Origin of the sequence: Acinetobacter sp. ACNIH1 (assembly GCF_002934695.1) — a bacterium.
GTDB classification, from domain to species: domain Bacteria; phylum Pseudomonadota; class Gammaproteobacteria; order Pseudomonadales; family Moraxellaceae; genus Acinetobacter; species Acinetobacter variabilis.
This window is the reverse complement of record NZ_CP026420.1, coordinates 2,608,128-2,624,673: the sequence shown is the minus strand read 5'-3', so window position 1 is coordinate 2,624,673 and position 16,546 is coordinate 2,608,128. Positions and strand designations below refer to the sequence as shown.

The following is a 16,546-nucleotide window of genomic DNA, read 5'->3' as shown; positions in this document are numbered from 1 at the left end:
ATGACGAAGCGCATTGCAATTGTGGGTGCTGGCCCGGCAGGCTTGATGGCTGCAGAAGTTCTGAGTCAGTCTGATTATGAGGTGCATGTTTTTGAACAAAAGCCTTCGGCTGCACGCAAATTCCTAATGGCTGGGAAAACTGGTCTAAATATTTCCCATGCCGAGCTAGTCGAACAGTTTGTGCAACGTTATGATCAAGTGGACTGGTTAGCGCCTTGGATCAAACGTTGGGATGCCGTATGGATTCAAAACTGGATGAGAGATCTTGGTATTGAACCTTATATTGGTTCTTCAGGTCGAGTTTTTCCTACAGAAATGAAGGCCGCTCCACTATTGCGTGCCTGGCTAAAACGTCTGACCGAGCATGACATCCAGTTTCATTATCGCCATCAAATTCTAGATCTAAAAAATCATCAGCTGCAGATTCATGATTTGAAAAATGATCGCACATTCACAGAAAACTTTGATGCGATTGTTTTGGCTTGTGGTGCAGTGTCATGGTCAAAACTCGGCAGTGATGGCAAATGGCGAGCATGGCTTGATTGCAGCGAGATTGAACCTTTCCAAGCCAGTAATGCGGGTGTGGAATATCCATGGTCCAAGTTTATGCAACCTGTATTCGGTCAGCCACTGAAACGGGTCGAAGCTTGGGTTGATGGCGGTGACAAGACTATGGGTGATATTGTGATCAGTCACTATGGTCTGGAAAGTGGTCTGATCTATAAACAAGGCCGGGGGCTGCGTCAACAGCTGAAACAGGGGCAGCCAATGCAGCTGAATCTGGATCTTTTTCCGGATCAAACCGTAGAACAATTAGCTAAAAAATTACAGCCAAGTAAAAAACAGTCTTTGAATAATATCTGGCGCAAAGCAGGCTTAGAGGGCGCAAAAGCTGCTCTAGTGCGTGAACTGGTACCAAAACCACTTTGGCAAGAAGCAGCTGAGCTAGCACAGCAAGTGAAGCATCTAAAAATATTATTAACAGGTTTCCGTCCTATGCAGGAAGCGATTAGCTGTGCAGGTGGGGTTAAACGCGAGGTTCTGTCAGAGCAGCTTCAGCTTAAATCCAATCCCCATGTGTTCTTATGTGGTGAGATGCTGGACTGGGATGCGCCTACAGGAGGCTATTTACTCACTGCCTGTTTTGCCACTGGACGTGCAGCCGCAGAAGGGGTGCAGCACTATCTGGTTCAAGCTCAATAATACGCATTCTTCAGAAAGTGAAAGTTAAATCTTAGAACTGCATATAAAATTTCAGGAAGCGTCTGCTTCCTGAACTGTATTATTTATTGTGCTGGGGCTTTATTTGCGGTAGTCATCTCTGGATATTGCGAACGCCAGCGTTCCAGTTGCTCCTGGGCATGTAGATATTTGCCTAGACCTTTTACATTTTCACTGGCTTCATTCACAGTAGTGACCTGAGATTTCGAACTATTCACCAGTTTTTCCTGATGTTCCCAGTATTGATACATTAAACCCTGAATATAACGGCCCTGTTCAGTTTTCAGCTCCAGATCTTTGAGCATATTTAGCGAAGACTGGACATGATCGCGTTGACGTTGCTGGACAAATTCCGGAGTCAGATTGTCATCATTGCGCATGCCATTGAGCTCAGCTTCCAGATCCGCGCTCATTTCCTGAAAACGTTCTTCATAGTCATTCAAGACAGCAATATCATGGGGATCATCTTCCGTTTTAGGGAAGTTTTTCACGGGTCCAGTTTTCAATTCCTGCATGATTTCCTCTGATGCAGAGTCTTCTGTTGCTTGCTGTTCTACAGATTGTGAACTTTTCTGGTCACAGGCCATCAAAAACATGGCAGCAGTGAAAAGTGCAGTTCGTGACATCAATTGAATGGTGTGCATGATTGAATCCTGTTCCTAATTATTTTTCTTGAATACATAAACATAGGTAATATAAGGGAAATTAATCATATCTTCTGCACCCTTGTCCGTATAGTTTTTGATAATTTGTTCGAATTGCTGCTTGAGCTGCTGTTGCTGTTCTTTTGGTAGTGCGGCAATAAAGCTGGTTGACAATAAGCGTTTGGAAACTACCTGCTCGACAGGGCCATGCTGCAGCTGGCGCATTTGCGTTTCAGCATAAGGCTGAAAGAGATTCTGTTCTTCAAATACTTTACGCCAGGCACCACTATGATAGCGTGGTGTATCGCCTTCCAGTGGTGCAATATAATCTGCCAGGGCTTTGACCCAGTCGACTGTAATATCTCGTTGGTTCCAGACCAGTACCAGAAAGCCTTGAGGTTTAAGTACCCGATCTAGCTCCTTTAAGGTTTCCAGATTGGAAAACCAGTGAAATGACTGTGCACAAAACACGGCATTCACGCTATGATCGGGCAGGGGAAGCTGGTGGCTCATCCCTTCTAGGGTATGAATATCCGGATGTGCCAGTTTTAACTGGGCCAGCATTTCAGGGACAGGATCAATGGCGGTGATGTGGCTGCTGAGTGGAAGCAAATAGGGAATAAATTTACCTGTTCCTGTTCCCAAATCGACAAGATCTGCATCTACAGGCAATGACAGTGTCTCGGCAAGCCATGGGCTAAGATCTGCCGGATAGTCAGGGCGTACCTGCTGATAAAGCTCAGCCGCTGCACTAAACCCCTGTTGAGCTGCAGGATGCAGTGATTGTGTCATATTTTGCGCTTTTTAATCTTTTTCATCGATATAAAATAGCATATTCACTTTTTCGGCCCTATTCATTGAGTGAATTGTTGCCGAAAAGTTAGATTCACCAGCACGGGAAAGTTATGGATAAGCAGATTGTTTTTGAAGATGAGCATATACGCGCAATTTTTATGCCGGGGTCATCTTCAGAATTGATTTTTTCATTTGGAGATTTGATTACCCGTGCCAAGGGCTTGAGCATCAATGCCGAAAAATCATTAGCGAAATTTGAATTTAATGTTTTGGGAATCATGCCCAAACAGAAATCCTGGTTTCCCAAAAGTTCCATGTGGAACATGTTGCAAGCGATTGCTGAGCTGATTGCGCCGTTTCAGCAGCGCATTGCCTATGGTGGTTCTATGGGTGGCTATGCCGCGATTAAATATTCCAATCTGCTGAATGTTCAGCGTGTGGTCGCGATGGTGCCGCAATATTCGATCGATCCGGAAGATGTCGAAGATGCCCGCTACAACATGTTTTACCAGCCCGAGCTAAATGAGGGCATGCGGATTGAGGCAGAAGATGTCAGTCCGGAACGGGAATATATTCTGGTTTATGACCCGTATTGTACCGAAGACCGGGCACATTACCTGAAACTGGAAGCCGTACTTCCGCAGCATCATGTACTGCATCTGCCATTTACTGGCCATGATGCCATCGCTGTTCTGGCCAGCTCCGAGCTGCTGTATGACTTTTTATTGCATGAATATGATGAAAGTTATTTCTACCAGAAAATGCGTCGGGTCAAGAAAAACAGCAAGTTCTATTATCGCAAGGTGATTGAGAATATCTTGCCGAGGCATCGTTTTGCTTTAGGACGTATCCTGAAAAATAATGATCTGCTGCTGGATACCCAGTTTTTTGATGCAGCGCAAAAACAGGTGATTTTGCGTGAATTGCTGAGTAATAAACAGGTCGATCAGCAGGATCTGCTCAAGCTTGGGATTCACGTCAATCTGCCGCAGGAAAAGCGTCAGTTATTGCTGGATGCCTATGGTCATGCGCTGGTCTTTAATGTCATCAGCAACAAGATCGAAAGCTATACCGGTGATGCGATTGCACTGAACCATAAATTCCTGATTCCGATTTATGCCAAAGGTAATGGCTTGCTGACCATTAACCTAAATGATGAGCGCTATCTAGTAGTGATGAATGACCGGCATATCATGAAACTGGTCAAGGAGCAGGATGAATTAAATGTAGGCATGCATCCGATTATCATGAAACGCTATGCTGATTTTTATATGTTCAGCTATAAGCATCTAAATTTGCATACAGATGAATACGGCGCTTCCGGTTTCGTTGACGCAAGTGACAAAAATACACAGTTTGTGACACGAAGTGAAATGAACTAACGAAAAATTTTTCTAAAAAACAAATACTTGACTTATGTTTGCTAAAGGCTAATATGGTCTTAGGCGGTATGATAAATAGTCACACCGCTCCCGGTTGTTTATATGACAAGGGAGTAAATATATGCAATCCATACGAGTTACGAGTATTTGTTTTATTCTTGGACTGATGCTGCCTAATTTTGCACACGCGGAAAGTGTGCATCCTGCAATGATCTTGCTCAGTTCTTCTCTTATTTTTCTGATCTTTCTCAGTGTATATGTGATTTATAAGGTGCGCCGTTCTTTGCGTAACCATATTGATAAGTCTGTAGATTAACCACTTCTGACAGTAAGTTGCTTGAAAACCCTGCAGGACTTGTTTTAAATGGCAATCAAAATAAATTGTCAAACAAGGTTGAGGGTAGCGCCATGAAAGCCGCTTATTTAGATTATGCTTCTTTAGACCAACAGGATTTGGACTTTCAGGCACTTCATGCAGTATTTGATCAGCTGCTCTTATACCCGGCCACATCGGCTACAGAGATTCAGTCCCTTGTGGCCGATGTCGATGTCATCATTACCAACAAAGTCATGATTGACGCGGCAACCATCCAGCAATGTCCTCAACTGAAACTGATCCTGATTTCTGCCACAGGCACTAATAATGTCGATCTGGCTGCGGCCAAGGCACGTGGTATTGTGGTGTGTAACTGTCAGGCTTATGGTACCTCTGCTGTCGCTCAGCATACCCTTATGCTGATGCTCACTCTGGCCACTTCATTTCTGACTTATCAGCGTGCAGTACAGCAGGGTGAATGGCAAAAGGCCAGCCAGTTCTGTCTATTAGGTGCGCCAATTGTAGAATTGGCAGGTAAGACCTTAGGTATTGTTGGTTATGGTGAACTAGGTCATGCTGTTGCCAGACTGGCAGAAGCCTTTGGCATGAAAGTATTAGTTGCCGCTTTGCCCAACCGTCCGGCAGATGACTCACGTATTCCATTTGCCGATTTATTGCCACAAGTGGATTTTTTAAGCCTACATTGCCCTTTAACGGAAGATACCCGTCATTTAATCAGTCATGCTGAACTGGATGCGATGAAACCAAGCGCATTTTTAATTAACTGTGCACGTGGTGGAATTGTCGATGAACAGGCGTTGGCTCAGGCCTTACGCGAAGGCAAAATTGCCGGTGCTGCGACGGATGTGCTTACCGTGGAGCCTCCGAAAGAGGGCAATGTATTGCTCGACGCCTCAATTTCTAACCTGATTGTTACACCGCACAATGCCTGGGGCAGTGTCGATGCGCGTCAACGCATTGTGGATCAGATGGTGGAAAATGTAGCAGCCTTTAAGCAAGGTCAGCCCATCCGTCAGGTAAATTAAAAATTATTAAATAAAAACTAAATGCTGATCGAATTCGATCAGCATTTTTTTCGGTTTTCTGGCGTAATATATTTATCTAATAGTTTTAAAAATTCACTCTGAACCAGTGCAGACCGGGGGTTAAATATAATTTCCTGATAGACGCGCTTAAATTCGGGTACCCGTTCATCGGGACGCTTGTCATAAGATGTTCGATAATGGGTTTCAAACATATAAATCAGATGATTCTGCGAGAAATAGGTAGTTCGATAGCTATAAATATCATCTCCCTGAGCCCCGATTCTTAATTTACACATATCCTTGATCCGATACAGGTCGGCATTATTGCCAGAGGCGGGTCTAAATTATGCTTGATCAAGGTTTTGAATATGCTGGATTTTTTCGCCTTCGGTTTTGTGGTTATAAGAGGCAGCCCTAGACAGGCTCGGGATGGAAGATAATTCATCATCAATCGCAGCAATTGAGGTCACGGTTTCACCTGAAACCAGTAAAGTGATGTACAGGATGGCTACGCCACACAGAATGCCGACGATAAAGCTGAAAAGAATTTTTCTCATTTTTATTATCTTCTCATGATTTTATTTGAGCTCAGTCTAAAGAAAGGCTCAACTATCTTCAATGCTTAAAAGAAAAAGCCCGTAATGGGCTTTTTTCAATGCGATGATTTAGAGATCATCTACTGCATAACTGGTCGCTGCATCGGAACTTGATTGGGGTTGTGATACCGATGAATTTTGAGTTGCGGTAGATGGCTGACTCAAAGGTTGCTGCACGATCGGCGCCTGTTGTGAATTGCCGCGCCAGACTTCCCGAGTTTGCTGAATTTTCTGACCCGTTTGCTGTGCTGCCTGAGTCGCACCCTCATCTACTTTCTGGATGGTATCTGATGCCACAGACTTGGTATTGCCCCAGGCACGGTCTACACCCGGTTTGATTTTGGCAATGCCTTTTTCAGTGACTTCACCTACTTTTTCAGCGGTATTGATGACACCTTCCTGTGCTTTATAGGCAAACACATGCAGCAGGTTCGGATTCTCACCATAAGGCGCAATCGGTTTGGTGGTCTGAGTGGTTTCGGTCTGTGCAAATACAGGTGCGCAGAACATTAAAGCTGTCGTTAAAATAATTGGGGTTTTGATATTCATTATGGATCGACCTCGAATTCGTCAAAGAGCGGTCTGAGTTTGGTTTTCAGTGTAACGGATAATCAGCCAAAAACAATGAATAAGCTGTGAAGAGAGTATAGGTTCAGCGTAGTATGATGCGAGGATTTTATAATTTTTAAGGGGAAGAAGAAATAGGTCAAATCAGAAGAAAGATTAAATTTCTATTCATTCAAATAAATAGCCCCATTTTCAAAAAAACAGGGCGATCTATTTAGTCACATTGTGTCAGGGCATCTTTAGCAAAATGATTGCGCAGAGTCACAAAGTTCTTTTGTACCGCCGCATCATGCAGGTCAAATTTTTGTGCTGTGCTGGTTCCGTCGCGTTGGAAAGTGGCTGAACCGGCATCAATCAGGGTCAGTCCTTTAAATGACCATTGTTCAACTGAACGGTTGTTGCCGATGTCGCCAGTAAATTCAATCACGCATTTGTCGAGGAATTTGGTCAGTTTCGCCTTATTGTTGGTTGTTTCTGGAATAACTTCGAGATTTTGTACTTCCTGTAATACACCCAGTTCCAGTTGTGGAATGGTGGGTTGAGATGTACATGCTGTAAGTGCGATACCCGCAAGAGTCGTCATAATGAGTGTTTGAAATTTCATGCGCTTCTTTCTTGTTGAGTGTTGTTAGGGTGAGTATATGAAATATATAGGGATATGCCTATAGCAATTGATTCTAGTATTAGATTCATTACTGAGTTACTAAATAGTGATTCACTTCGTCAAAAGTATTTTCTTCTTCAAGAATCCCTAAACTTATTAGGGGAGAATTTGATAGTAAATGATTAGTCTTAATCAGACTTATAAATTTTTCATCTAATGGAAAAATGTCATAATCAGAGCGGTAAGCATTAATATGCTCTGAATTAAATTTTTTATAATTATTTAAAATATATAATTGAATATAAATGACTACAATAATTGTGGAGGCTCTAAAGAGAGTTGAAAAGTATAAGGCTTCTTCATGATCTCCTGTAAAATCCGGATTAGGAACTACTTTTATTTTACCATGAGCTAATAAGTTTCTAATATTTGTCAAAAGATAAAAAGATGTTGATACATGATTTGAGGCTTCCTTATTATTAATAAATTTTTCAATCTTTTGATCGTTTAAGTAATTTAGCTGTAATCCTCTTTTTATAACAGCTATGTATTTTTCACAATATTTTTCCGTATATATTGGATAGCTATCTATTGAGTATTTTTCTATATTGTTTCTGAACTTAGGTATGTCAGGTTGATATTGATTTTCTTTTTTAGGAGCTATGTATTCTAGAATGTTATATAAATACATGAAGCGCGTAAGTTCCAGCATATACTTTTCATAATATTTATCATCTTCTCTGTTGAATTCATATAGATCGCATAGATAAGTTTCTAGTTCTTGATGTTCATAACTGTCAAATTTGATATCTGTTAATGCTGAGGCTAGCCTTGACCAAAGAGCTATATGTTCTAATTCTTCGATAGATTCAAGGACAAACCTTAAGTTTGTAATAGCCTGTCGTATATTGTTGTTATTTGAGAAACATATTAGGCAAGATTTATTAATTTTTTTCATATGATTTTTAAAAAGAAAACCCCACTAATTTATAGCGAGGTTTTCATTAACTTACAAGAAGTTATAACTTAGTGCTGTAACACTGAAATATCTGCAACTTTAGTGAACAGATCACGCAACTGAGCAAGTAGACGTAAACGGTTTACTTTTAGTTCAGCATCATCAGCCATCACCATTACGCCGTCAAAGAATGCATCTACTGGCGCACGCAGGGCAGCCAATGCAGACAGCGCAGCAGTGTAATCTTTAGAAGCAAACAGCGGCTCAACCACCGGTGTGATTTTTTGCAGTTCAGCGAACAATGCTTTTTCAGCATCTTCCACCAGATTGGCTTCAACCACAGCACCTTCAGGTGCAGCTTCTTTTGCAAGAATATTCGCCACACGCTTATTCGCAGCAGCAAGTGCAGCAGCTTCAGGCAATGCACGGAAGTGATTTACCGCATTTACACGTTTGTCAAAATCAAGTGGAGATTTTGGTGATAACGCTTGAACTGCTTGAATCACGTCAACATCAACGCCTTGGTCTTCGTATTTCGCACGGTAACGACCTTCAAGGAAGGTAACCGCATCTGCCAGAGTCTTGTCGTGGTCTTTCAATACATCGCCATACGCAGCTAGAGCAAGCTTAATTAGATCTTCAATTGATACATCAAGTTCGTTTTCAGTGACCAGACGCAGGATACCAATCGCAGAACGACGTAGCGCAAACGGGTCTTTAGAACCTGTAGGTGCCTGACCAATACCGAAAATACCAGTTAAAGTATCTAGACGATCCGCAAGCGCAATCGTTGTACCAGTTTTGGTTTTAGGCAGAACGTCACCTGCGAATTTAGGTAAGTATTGCTCACCTAAAGATTCAGCCACTTCATCATTTTCGCCTTCAAGACGTGCGTAGTAAGTACCCGCGATGCCTTGAAGTTCTGGGAATTCACCCACCAGCTCAGAAGTTAAGTCACATTTAGCGAGAAGAGCCGCTTTTTTAGCATCTTCATCTTTTGCTCCCGTAATCGGAGCAAGTGCGACAGCCAGTTTGGCAATACGTTCAGACTTGTTCCACAAAGTACCCAGTTGTGCCTGGAATACCATGTTTGCCAGTTTCTCTTTACGAGAAGCTAATGGCTGTTTCTGGTCTTGCAGGAAGAAGAACTCAGCATCTGACAGACGCGGACGAACCACTTTCTCGTTACCTTCAATAATTTGAGTCGGATCTTTAGACTCAATGTTTGAAACGGTAATGAAGTAAGGCTGTAATTTGTTTTCAGCATTCACCAGACAGAAATACTTCTGGTTATCCTGCATGGTAGTGATCAGGGCTTCTTGAGGAACGGTAAGGAAGCGTTCTTCAAAGCTGGCACGTAAAGCTACCGGCCATTCAACCAGAGCAGTGACCTCGTCGCGAAGATCAGCAGGAACAATCGCAATCGCATTCACTTCATCTGCTAATGCTTTTACTTGCTGATCAATGATCGCTTGACGCTCCTCAAAAGATGCAATCACTTTCGCAGCGCGAAGGGCATCCAGATACGCATCTGCATTGGTCAGGATAATCGCTTCAGGCGCATGGAAACGGTGACCATAAGTCACGTTACCTGCTTTGTGATCCTGAATGTTTGCATCAATCACATTGCTGTCTTTTAACAACACAACCCATTTCACCGGACGAACAAATTCGGTACGGCTAGCAGCAGAACGCATGCGTTTTGCGATTGGCAATTGATCCAGAGCATGTTGCAGGATTTGTGGCAGTAAAACGTCCAGACTTTGGCCTTTGACATCTTTCAGGTAGCAGACTTTTTCAACTTTACCGGCTTGGAAAGTAGAAACCTGATCAACCGTAATGCCTTGACCGCGCATAAAGCCTTCAAGCGCTTTAGTCGGTTTACCTTCAGCATCATAAGCAGCTTGAACAGCAGGGCCGTCAAAACGTTTTTGCGTATCTGCTTGAGCAGCATCAACGTTGATGATTTTTAGTGCCAGACGACGCGGTGCTGCATAAGCTTCGATTGCGTCGAAAGCAAGACCGGCATCTTTTAAGCCTTTTTCAGTTTCAGCTTTTAAAGCGTCACGTAATTTTTTCAGGCTTTTTGGTGGAAGTTCTTCACAGCCAAGTTCAAATAAAACTGTATGTTTAGACATTATTTGTTCTCCGCTGATTTTTCTGCTTGAGCCGCTTCTGCTTCAACTTGTGCTTTAAGCTGAGCCAGGACTTCGTCACGTAGGTGAGGTTCTGCCATTGGGAAACCAAGTTTCGCACGTGCAGCCACATAGCTAGTCGCGATTGAACGTGCCAGAGTACGAACACGCAGGATATAACGCTGACGTTCAGTCACAGAGATCGCACCACGCGCATCCAGCAGGTTAAAGCTGTGTGATGCTTTAATTACTTGCTCATAAGCAGGCAATGGCAGTTCAGCTTCGATTAAACGCGTTGCTTCAGCTTCGTAGAAGTCGAACAGTTCGAACATTTTTTCTACTGGTGCATATTCGAAGTTATAAGTCGATTGTTCTACTTCATTTTGATGGAACACATCGCCATAAGTCACAGTACCGAACTGACCTTTGGTCCAAACCAAGTCATAAACCGAGTCTACACCTTGCAGGTACATGGCCAGACGTTCCAGACCGTAAGTGATTTCACCAGTAACTGGGTAGCATTCAACACCACCGACTTGCTGGAAGTAAGTGAACTGAGTCACTTCCATACCGTTTAGCCAAACTTCCCAGCCTAGACCCCACGCGCCCAGTGTTGGAGATTCCCAGTTATCTTCCACGAAACGGATGTCGTGAACTAAAGGATCAATACCGATTGCCTTTAAGGAATCCAGGTACAACTGCTGGATATTGTCCGGGTTTGGCTTAAGCACAACCTGGAACTGGTAGTAGTGTTGCAGACGGTTCGGGTTCTCACCATAACGGCCATCTTTCGGACGGCGTGATGGCTGAACATAAGCGGCATTCCAGGTTTCAGGACCTAGTGCACGAAGGAATGTTGCAGTGTGGAATGTCCCTGCACCCATTTCCATGTCGTAAGGCTGTAACACGACGCAGCCTTGCTCCGCCCAGTAGTTTTGTAAGGCAAGAATTAAGCCTTGGAAGGTATCAATATGCGATATGGCGCGACTCATGGTCATCCACTTAAAATTAGAGAAAAATTGTGCTTGATTATAAGGATTTTACAGGGGAGTGGCAAAGGGTTAATACGCTGAAAATATTTTGGAAAAAATTAAAATGGTCTTCATTCATGCCAGATTTTGCGCGGCTTTGCTGCAATTTTATGCTGGAATAGCAATGGGGTGAGATCTAAAAATCAGGAATAAATCAGATGTATAGCATCCTGGTCACTGAAGCGCGATAAAGTTAAACTGATCTCATACGATTGGGGTCTTAGAATTAGTTTAATCTTCACACAATATAATAATGCCTAATAATAAGGAACTTCATGGCCACTTACCAAATTCAGTGCCATTTAAAATACAAGATTGTGCAACCTACCGAATTTATTTTTATGGTTCAGGTCGCCCATCATCCCGATCAGAATATTCTCGAAGAACAGCTCACCATGAATATGCCGGTCAAGTGGCATCAATTTCGGGATGCTCAGCATCAAAACCGCCATATCCGGTTGCAACTCGAGCCCTGTGAAGCATTTGAACTGAATTATAGCGCGACAGTTACCCGTCAGCCGTGCATTCCGGTTGATCTGAGGCAAAATCTGAATGAAGTCAAAATTCCAGACCTGCCGGATGAAGTACTACCTTATTTGCTGGCCAGCCGCTATTGCAATTCAGATTTAATACTTGAAATGGCGAAACGTTCATTTGGCTGGATGACACCCGGCTATACGCGTGTAAAAGCCATTGAACAGTGGATTTATAACAATATTTTTTATGTCTCTGGCTGCTCTGACCAGTTTACGACTGCAACAGATGTACTGGTCCACCGGGCAGGGGTATGCCGTGACTTTGCCCATTTAGGTATTGCACTATGCCGTGCTTTAGGAATTCCGGCACGCATGGTGGTCGGTTATGTGGAAATTGAAAAATTTTTACCCGATTTTCATGCCATTTTTGAAGCCTATCTGGAAGGAGGATGGGTGCAGTTTGATCCGACCCGTTTGGCTCCGGTTGACGAGCTGATTCGCATTGGCACCGGGGTAGATGCCGGAGATGTGGCCTTCTCAACCTATTATGGTCAGGTCGAACTGCTCAAAATCGAACCTCTGATTAAACCTGATTCTCATAGCGAAGCTAAGGCTAAAATCACCTGACATGAATTATCTCATTGAAAATTCTATGAGGGATTGAACCGTAAAAGAGGACTAGATGGATGGCTGTCGCCTAGAGAGAGATTTAGATTTTTAAACAGCATCCATTTAAGTGTAATTAAAAGATATAAAATGAATACATCTTTAAAGCGACTAGTTTTATAATGCGCAAAATCTGTAAACATTAAAATCAGGCGCGCCGTGTTCCATTCCAATCTCGACTGGCTCAATACCTTAAAACCGAATTTTAAAGTTCTTCCACTCAAAGACCGTTTACTCTGCGGTATTGGGGCACTACTGGGTCTCACGGTATCGTCATTACTGAGTTTATGGATTCTGGGGGATTTTGAAGCCTGGTATATCGCGCCGATGGGGGCGTCATCTGTGCTGCTGTTTGCGGTTCCGGCCAGTCCCTTGGCACAGCCCTGGAATATTCTGGTAGGTAATACTATTGCTGCTGTGGTGGGTGTGACCTGTGCCTTGTTTATTGCCAGTCCGACCGAAGCTTTTAGTCTGGCAGTGGCATTAGCAATCATTTTAATGATGACCACAGATTCCCTGCATCCACCGAGTGGTGCTGTGGCTATTACAGCGGTACTCGGCGGCAATGCGGTGCATGAACTCGGCTATGCTTTTGTTTTCTATCCGGTGCTGCTGAATTCGATTTTATTGATGGTGATTGCTATCGTCTTTAACCGAATGATTGGCAAGCATTATCCGCAGCAGGCGCAATTAAATACCCGTTCCAAAGATCCGACCCCGACCCAGAAAGTCACCATTCAGCCACAGGATATTCAGGAAGTACTGGATCAGCAAACCGAGCTGCTGGACATTAGTGAATATGACCTGCAAAAGATTATTCTGGAAGCGCAGGACCGAGCCAATGCCCGTGCGGTCAACCAGTTTACCTGTCAGGACATTATGACCAAAGACGTGGTGACCCTGCATGCCAATGATGATATTCAGCATGCACTGGACAAGTTTAAGCAAATGAACCTGATGAGCCTGCCAGTGGTTAATGCGGAAGGCAAGCTGGTGGGGACGCTGGCCATGTATCAGGTGGTAGAATGGTTTAAACGTGCTGCAGATGTGCGCAGCAGCTGGGAACATCAGGTCAAACATATTATGACCCGCAAGGTAGTTACTGTGCAGCCATTACAGCCGATTCAGGATCTGGTGCCCTATTTTGTGGAGCGTTCCTTTAACTATATTCCGGTGGTGAGTGAACAGCGTCTGGTCGGAATTATTAGCCGCGCAGATATCATCGCTGCCCTGAATCAGGAACTGAACCATTTTAAAATGAGAACTTAAGAACTCTTATATAAATAATTCTGAAAAAAGCACCCTTGGGTGCTTTTTTATTTGGAATCTGGATTTATCTCAACTTAGATAAAGAACCAGTAAATAAACAGGGAAACCAAGAAAATACACATGATATTCAGGACAAAGCCGACTTTCATCATTTCACTTTGCTGAATATGACCAGTCCCAAATACAATGGCATTCGGTGGTGTCGCCACAGGTAGCATAAAGGCACAAGAAGCACCGATCCCGATCACAATCACCAGAATCTCTTTAGGCATACCCATCTGGTCGGCAATGGCGGCAAAGACCGGAACCAGTAAGGCAGCCGAGGCAGTATTACTGGTAAATTCAGTAAGGAAGATGATGAAGGTTGCCACCACAAAGATAATCACGAGAGGAGAGGAGTCACCGAAAGCATTCGCCAGCGTCTGACCTAAGACCAGAGAACTCCCTGAATCCTTCAAGACAGCACTTAAGGTCAAGCCGCCACCAAACAGGTAGAGCACACCCCAATCGGTATTTTCAGCAACCTGTTTCCATGTAGCCGTACCCAGAATCACTACCATGCAGGCCGCCAGAATCGCGATCCAGGTATCGGGCTGTGTAATGCCGAAATTTTCAGTCAATTTTTTACTGAAAATCCAGGCAGTCGCGGTACAAAGGAATAAAATCATGGTGGCAATACGGGTCGTAGTCCAGGGAATATTTTCAGTGACAAAATTCACCTTATGATTCAGTTTTGGACGTAGCACCAGATACAGGCTTACTAACATTGCCGGAAGGATAATGAACATCATCGGCAGGCCAACTTTCATCCAGTCGGCGAAGTCATAACCGAGGGCTTTGGCTGCAATCGCATTCGGTGGAGAACCGACGATAGTGCCCAAGCCACCAATACTGGCCGAATAGGCAATCCCAAGCAGAATAAACACAAAGGTTTTACGATCTTTTTCAACATCCAGATGCGAAAGTAAACCCAGCGCTAGGGGCAACATCATGGCTGCGGTGGCGGTATTGGAAATCCACATCGACAGTGCAGCAGTCACTAAAAAGATAGCCAGTACTGACGCACCGAGATGTCCACCGGAAAGCGAGATAATCCACGTGGCAATTTTCTTGTCCAGTTTCTGGATATGCAACGCCGAGGCCAGGGCAAAACCACCAAAAAACAAGAAGATGGTGGGGTCTGCGAAAGTGGTGAGTGCTGCTTGTGTGGTAATTGGTTCCAGTTCATCGCCTTTGGCCATGGGCATGGCGAGGACGACGGCCAGTATAGGTATCAGCAGGGCAGTAATGGTGATATGAATCGCTTCGGTCAGCCATAAAATGGCGATAAAGGTCAGTAGGGCCAATCCCTTATTGGCATTTTCGTCATAAGGTAAAATATGATACAAGCCATAAGAGACCACTGCAGCGATCACAATTAAAATCCAGCCCTTTCGAATTCCTTTTGGCATGGCATCAGTCGGGGTGCGTAAAGGGTCGTTCATACAACCTCCTTGCTCAACTTTTTTATTTAAAAGCGTTTTTGAAATTCTTATAAAAGTAAATATGTGGTTTGATTAAAAAAGATATTATTTAAACAGTATAGTAGAGTGTTGTAATAATCCCACACTTTGCCAAAGTGCGTAAATCCCCAGTCCAAATAGAAAAAACAGCACCAGATATTTGAAATGTTGCTGGGAAAGTCGATGCCGTATTTTTCCCCCTAACCACACACCGATGAGAGCAAATAACGTGATTCCAAGCAGGATATGTTGCTGATGGGTTTGCAAAGAAATGAGAATCGGGAAGAGTAAGGTCAACTGCACCAGTTTGCTGGCAATAAAGTTAAGATTACTGATAATCACAATATCGGTTTTGGAGAGCTGACAGCTAAGCAGATACATCATCAGGAAGGGTGCCATGGCATTGGTTGCACCTCCAATCATGCCGGCCAGTAAACCGAATCCCAGCATACTAAGCTGACTGCTACTGACCCGAAGCGGAGTAGAGCGTAACTGATCCAGTATATAGAAAATAATCACCAGACCCAGTAATAATTTAAGATAGCCTTCATTGATCCAGATGAGTAATTTGACCCCCAGCACACTACCGACCAAGCTGCTGAGCATGAGTGGCCAATAGCGTGAGACATAATAGCGAATGCTCTGCAACAGGCTATGTTTTGGATCGCTATTGAGCATCCAAAGGTTCAGTAACAGGCAGGGGAGAATCACCAAAGTGACTGCTGTACTTAAGGCATATTCACTGGATAAGGCAGCCGTACTTAGCATAGGAAAGCCAAAACCACTGACCCCATGCAGTAATGCTGCGATCGCACACAGCCAAAGTACAACCCATTCTGCCTGCGTCATCTGAAATCCATTTCAAGTAGAAAGTATCACCTTAGCCTGAATAGGCGAGCAGGGTAAAGCGTAAAAAAGTAATAAGGCCAAAACCTAAAAATCAGGCAAAAAAAAACCACGATCTTTTGGGGGAAGGACCGTGGCATAAAAATTTCACCATATGAATATTTAGGTGAAAGAGGAAACGATTTTATCGGTAGTCTTTATCCTGATTCACGGTACGCACAGGACGTTCATAATCAGTTCTGCTCGCAGCATAATCAGGCATAGAATTCTTTTTTGGCATCACTAACCATAGAACCAGATAAACTAAGATACCCGGGAAAGCGGCACTCATGATCGAAATAATCACAAAGATCAGGCGTAATAAATTTGCGTTCCAACCAAAACGTTCAGCAATACCACCCATTACACCTGCAATCATGTTTGAGCGGTTAGAGCGATATAAACCAACATTGGCCATCCAAGTCTCCTGATAGAAAAAATAAGATTGAGTCT

17 protein-coding genes are annotated in these 16,546 nt (G+C 43.6%); 6 read left to right on the top strand and 11 right to left on the bottom strand.

Features of this window, described 5'->3' with window-relative positions; translation table 11 throughout:
• Complete coding sequence (locus tag C3F22_RS12820) at positions 1-1,203, top strand: TIGR03862 family flavoprotein (RefSeq protein WP_104426663.1); 1,203 nt, start codon at positions 1-3, stop codon at positions 1,201-1,203.
• Between the two features lie 83 nt (positions 1,204-1,286).
• On the opposite strand, the gene C3F22_RS12815 is transcribed toward C3F22_RS12820, so the two are convergent.
• On the bottom strand, positions 1,287-1,865 hold the full coding sequence (locus C3F22_RS12815) for a hypothetical protein (protein WP_104426662.1): 579 nt from the start codon (positions 1,863-1,865) through the stop codon (positions 1,287-1,289).
• Positions 1,866-1,880: 15 nt separating this feature from the next.
• Entirely contained in the window at positions 1,881-2,657 is a 777-nt protein-coding gene (locus C3F22_RS12810; protein WP_104426661.1) for a class I SAM-dependent methyltransferase, read from the bottom strand.
• A 113-nt stretch (positions 2,658-2,770) separates the two neighbouring features.
• On the opposite strand from C3F22_RS12810, the gene C3F22_RS12805 reads away from it, so the two are divergent.
• The 3 genes from C3F22_RS12805 (at position 2,771) to C3F22_RS12795 (ending at position 5,404) form a co-directional block, all read left to right on the top strand.
• The gene (locus tag C3F22_RS12805; protein WP_104426660.1) at positions 2,771-4,042 is read left to right on the top strand and encodes a hypothetical protein; all 1,272 of its coding nucleotides are present in this window, start codon (positions 2,771-2,773) and stop codon (positions 4,040-4,042) included.
• A 121-nt stretch (positions 4,043-4,163) separates the two neighbouring features.
• The gene (locus C3F22_RS12800) at positions 4,164-4,358 is read left to right on the top strand and encodes a hypothetical protein (protein ID WP_034169824.1); all 195 of its coding nucleotides are present in this window, start codon (positions 4,164-4,166) and stop codon (positions 4,356-4,358) included.
• A 92-nt stretch (positions 4,359-4,450) separates the two neighbouring features.
• Entirely contained in the window at positions 4,451-5,404 is a 954-nt protein-coding gene (locus C3F22_RS12795) for a 2-hydroxyacid dehydrogenase (protein ID WP_104426659.1), read from the top strand.
• Between the two features lie 344 nt (positions 5,405-5,748).
• Here the strand turns inward: C3F22_RS12795 and C3F22_RS18600 are convergent, their stop codons facing one another.
• From C3F22_RS18600 to glyQ, 6 genes are all read right to left on the bottom strand, one after another.
• On the bottom strand, positions 5,749-5,961 hold the full coding sequence (locus tag C3F22_RS18600) for a hypothetical protein (protein ID WP_228203548.1): 213 nt from the start codon (positions 5,959-5,961) through the stop codon (positions 5,749-5,751).
• Positions 5,962-6,069: 108 nt separating this feature from the next.
• Complete coding sequence (locus C3F22_RS12785) at positions 6,070-6,549, bottom strand: hypothetical protein (protein WP_104426658.1); 480 nt, start codon at positions 6,547-6,549, stop codon at positions 6,070-6,072.
• 232 nt (positions 6,550-6,781) lie between these two features.
• The gene (locus C3F22_RS12780) at positions 6,782-7,171 is read right to left on the bottom strand and encodes a hypothetical protein (RefSeq protein ID WP_104426657.1); all 390 of its coding nucleotides are present in this window, start codon (positions 7,169-7,171) and stop codon (positions 6,782-6,784) included.
• Positions 7,172-7,259: 88 nt separating this feature from the next.
• Positions 7,260-8,129 (bottom strand): hypothetical protein, encoded by an 870-nt coding sequence (locus tag C3F22_RS12775; protein ID WP_104426656.1) that lies wholly within the window; start codon positions 8,127-8,129, stop codon positions 7,260-7,262.
• Between the two features lie 68 nt (positions 8,130-8,197).
• Positions 8,198-10,267, bottom strand: a complete 2,070-nt coding sequence (gene glyS / locus C3F22_RS12770) for a glycine--tRNA ligase subunit beta (protein WP_104426655.1) — start codon at positions 10,265-10,267, stop codon at positions 8,198-8,200.
• A complete protein-coding gene (gene glyQ / locus C3F22_RS12765) occupies positions 10,267-11,256 on the bottom strand; it encodes a glycine--tRNA ligase subunit alpha (RefSeq protein WP_005232423.1) in 990 nt (329 codons plus the stop codon). The genes glyS and glyQ overlap by 1 nt, the downstream gene beginning before the upstream one ends.
• Positions 11,257-11,570: 314 nt before the next feature.
• Between glyQ and C3F22_RS12760 the strand changes: the two genes are divergently transcribed.
• Both C3F22_RS12760 and C3F22_RS12755 read left to right on the top strand, forming a co-directional pair.
• Positions 11,571-12,398, top strand: coding sequence for a transglutaminase-like domain-containing protein (locus tag C3F22_RS12760; RefSeq protein ID WP_104426654.1), 828 nt, complete (start codon positions 11,571-11,573; stop codon positions 12,396-12,398).
• Between the two features lie 198 nt (positions 12,399-12,596).
• Positions 12,597-13,706, top strand: coding sequence for an HPP family protein (locus tag C3F22_RS12755; RefSeq protein WP_104426653.1), 1,110 nt, complete (start codon positions 12,597-12,599; stop codon positions 13,704-13,706).
• A 74-nt stretch (positions 13,707-13,780) separates the two neighbouring features.
• On the opposite strand, the gene C3F22_RS12750 is transcribed toward C3F22_RS12755, so the two are convergent.
• The 3 genes from C3F22_RS12750 to C3F22_RS12740 form a co-directional block, all read right to left on the bottom strand.
• Complete coding sequence (locus tag C3F22_RS12750) at positions 13,781-15,190, bottom strand: SLC13 family permease (protein ID WP_005232417.1); 1,410 nt, start codon at positions 15,188-15,190, stop codon at positions 13,781-13,783.
• Positions 15,191-15,274: 84 nt separating this feature from the next.
• Positions 15,275-16,057: a sulfite exporter TauE/SafE family protein gene (locus C3F22_RS12745; RefSeq protein ID WP_104426652.1), complete on the bottom strand. Its 783-nt coding sequence runs from the start codon at positions 16,055-16,057 to the stop codon at positions 15,275-15,277.
• 181 nt (positions 16,058-16,238) lie between these two features.
• Positions 16,239-16,511: a PspC domain-containing protein gene (locus tag C3F22_RS12740; RefSeq protein WP_104426651.1), complete on the bottom strand. Its 273-nt coding sequence runs from the start codon at positions 16,509-16,511 to the stop codon at positions 16,239-16,241.
• Positions 16,512-16,546: the final 35 nt, after the last annotated feature.